This is a genomic window from bacterium (assembly GCA_026708055.1).
Taxonomy (GTDB): domain Bacteria; phylum Actinomycetota; class Acidimicrobiia; order Acidimicrobiales; family CATQHL01; genus VXNF01.
The window spans coordinates 1-3,192 of sequence record JAPOVS010000009.1; the positions used below are offsets into that span (position 1 = coordinate 1).

Annotated in this window: 3 protein-coding genes; 2 read left to right on the forward strand and 1 reads right to left on the reverse strand. The window is 67.9% G+C overall.

Translation table 11 applies throughout. The annotated features are described in order from the left end of the window. The coding region (locus OXG55_00455) for a carbon-nitrogen hydrolase family protein (GenBank protein MCY4101726.1) at positions 1–873 on the reverse strand (873 nt) is incomplete at its 3' end. Positions 874–1,133: 260 nt separating this feature from the next. Between OXG55_00455 and OXG55_00460 the strand changes: the two genes are divergently transcribed. Together OXG55_00460 and OXG55_00465 are read left to right on the forward strand one after the other, a co-directional pair. Then, the gene (locus OXG55_00460) at positions 1,134–2,081 is read left to right on the forward strand and encodes a helix-turn-helix domain-containing protein (protein MCY4101727.1); all 948 of its coding nucleotides are present in this window, start codon (positions 1,134–1,136) and stop codon (positions 2,079–2,081) included. Between the two features lie 545 nt (positions 2,082–2,626). Further along, on the forward strand, positions 2,627–3,192 hold a 566-nt coding region (locus OXG55_00465), incomplete at its 3' end, for a hypothetical protein (GenBank protein MCY4101728.1).

The following is a 3,192-nucleotide window of genomic DNA, read 5'->3' on the forward strand; positions in this document are numbered from 1 at the left end:
GCCCGTCGAGAGGGGGATGAGCGACAGGTCGATTTCGGCGTAGACGATCCCTTCCTCGTGCTCGTCGAGGAGGTTCGAGATGATCCGCCCGTCGGGTGCGTAGATTCGGCTGCACCCGCCGCCGCCGACACCGCCGAGCAGGGCTCGTTGCTCGTCGTCCTGGCAGAAGAGGTTGAGCCCGGCCTCACAGGTCACGGTGGTGGCGGCGATCGTGAAGCACGAGCCCTCGACCGCGTAGACCTGCGTGGCATTCATGTTGACCTCGATGTCGAGGGCGTTGGCGAGGCCGCGGTAGAGGCAGAACGAGGGCCAGCCGGCCACGTGCACCTGCTCGCCCTGGCTGTACATGGCGAACTTGGTGAGTGGCTGGAGGTGCTCCCAGCAGTTCAGCGCCCCGAGCCGGCCGATTCCGGCGACCTCTTGAACGTGTAGGTGGCTGCCGTCTCCCTCGCCGAACAGGGCGCGTTCGACGTGCGTGGGCTTCAGCTTGCGGCGACAGAACAGGACCTCGCCGTCGGCGCCGAAGGCGAACTGCGCCATGTACAGCGATCCCCGGTCCCTTTCGCTGGCGCCGAGCACCACACAGATGTCGTTGTCGGCGGACGCTCCGGCGAGACGCTGGAACACCTCCTCACCGACGGTGATGGAGTTCTCGTGGTAGCGCTGCACGAACTGCATGCCCCAGGCCTGCGGTCCGAGCCACAGGAAGTGCGGATAGCCGGGAATCCACGTCTCCGGGAACGCTACGAGTCGGGCATTGTTGTTGGCCGCCTCGGCAATGAGGCCGACGGCCTTGTCGACGCCGGCTTCTACGTCGAGCCAGCACGGCTCCGCCTGCACGGCGGCGGCAACGAACGGGGCGGCTGCTGTCATTGCGACTCCTTCGACGACCCGAACCGGCGGGTGGGGGAGGGGATGTGCGTCCGCGTGCCCGGTCGCATCGCGCCCGGCGCGGAGGTGCCGCCGGCGAGGATCGCGGTTCTCTCCACCATGTCGACGAAGTTATGAAGAGGCCCGCGACCCCCGCATTCCCAGCAGTGTGTAATGTCTTGTCTCAGAGTGCACTCTGGGTTGCGCTGGCAGGGATTTCCGTTCCGGCGCAGCTCCGAGGGCGAGACCAGCGGGATCAGGGCATGATCACAACCGCGAACACCGACACCGTCGCCGACCGGGAACGGTTCGACTTCTGGCACGAGGTCATCTGCTCGGCCTTCGTCCGCCTCGAGGCCGAGACGCTGCCGTCGGAACAGCCCTTCCAGGCCGAGATCTCCAGCACCAATCTCGGCGTCCTGGCCCTCAGCCGCGTCCACGCCCAGCCCCACACCGTCCACCGCTCCCCGTCACTGATCCGCAGCGAACCGCGCGACGAGGTGCTCGTGTCGCTGCAGCTGAGCGGCGTGGGGGTCGTGATCCAGGACGACCGGCAAGCCGTCCTCGAAGCGGGCGATTTCGCTCTCTACGACGCCACCCGGCCCTACAACCTCGTCATGCCGGATCAGTTCGACATGCTGGTCCTGCAGTTCGACCGCCAGTTCCTGCTCGAGCGCTGCCCCTTCCCCGAACCGCTGACCGCAGTGCGCATGCGCAGCAACGGCAAGGTCACCGCCCCGGTCTCATCGTTCCTGCGCTCGCTGGAACCCTTCGCCCTCCGCGAGGAGAACGCCGTGTCCCGGCAACTCGCCACCAGCGCCCTCGACCTGGTCGGGGTTGCCCTGGCGGATCACTTCGGCGATGCCATCGTCCCCGGCTCCAGCAGCACCAAGCACTTCCTGCGCGCCTGCACCTACATCAACGCCTACGCCGACGACCCCGCCCTGGACCCTGCCCGCATCGCCTCCTCCATCGGCGTCTCATTGCGCTACTTGCACCAGCTCTTCCGAGACCACAACACCACCGTCGCCACGTACCTCATGCGCCGGCGCCTCGCCCGCTGCCGCGACGACCTCGTCTCGGCCCAGCACCGCGCCAAGACCATCACTGAGATCGCCCTCAGCCACGGCTTCAAGTCCCCCGCCCACTTCTCGCGCTGCTTCGCCGAGGCTTACGGAACAACCCCCAGCGACGCCCGCCGAACGGCGTGAACCTCCCCGGGGTTCCCGCGCACTCCATCCAGGAAAGCCAGGGCGGTTCAGATGGGCCGCATCTTGGGTGCTTGGAGGCTAGTCAGGTGCCGCTAGGAGCGTTTTTGGGCGCGATCGGGGGCTGATCGGGCGCGACAGAACCCGCCATCTGCGGCGGGCCGCGTTTTTGTCCCTGCGCACAGTGTTCATCGGCTTGCGGACCGACGGCGAGTCCAGGCGCATCCGGTTTGTTACGTTGTTATAACGACTACAGTCACACAGCCGCATCGGCAGCGAAGCCGCTGTGCCGCCGGTTGCTGCAGCTCGCGCAAGGAGTGAGAGTCTTGACACCAGCCCGGTTTCGTTTGTTCCGCGGCGGCGGCGCTTCGGGTCTGGGTGCCGGTTGGTGGTCTCGTTTCGTCGGGTGGGCTCATGTGGTCCTCGCCGGGACCGGCGGCACCGGTGTGAGACCGCTGCGGGTCGCTTTGCTGGCTGCGCTGGCTGTGGTTGGGATGTTGGCCGCGTCGGTTGCGCCTGTGGGGGCGGCCCTGGCTCGGCCTGCGGCGGTGACGGGGTGGAGTCCGGCGGTCACCGGCACCGCGGCCGAGACGACAACGCCCACCAAAGAGACCGCCCCGAAGTCGACGGATCCTCCGGGACAGCCGGCCCAAGAAAGCGACACGGCTGAGGCGGACGCGGCCTCGGTGGTGTGGGAGGCGACGCTGACGGTGGGGGCCGACGATTCGCAGCCGTCGGGGTCGGGCTATTCGCGTTGGGCGGGGGTGGGCGACCTGTCGGAGCGCGGGCTCACGCTGGGCGGTACTTCGATGCGGGTGATGTTGATCGTGCAGCTCGCGGGGGGCCTCTTTTTGGCCATGGACCGCGAGACCGATACCGACTTCACGCTCACCCTGGGCGATGCCGAGTTCGTCGCCGGCGAGAGCCTGGTCCCCGACACCGAGGGGTCGGGCCGCTACTGGTGGGCGACCGACACCGACCTCTGGACGGCCGGCGAGGAGGTCGATGTCAGCATCAGCGTCGGTTCGGCGACGCTGGGCGAGCGGGCGGCGGCGCCGCCGATCGCATTCTTCAGCCAGATACCCGACCACCACGACGGCACAGAGCCGTTCAC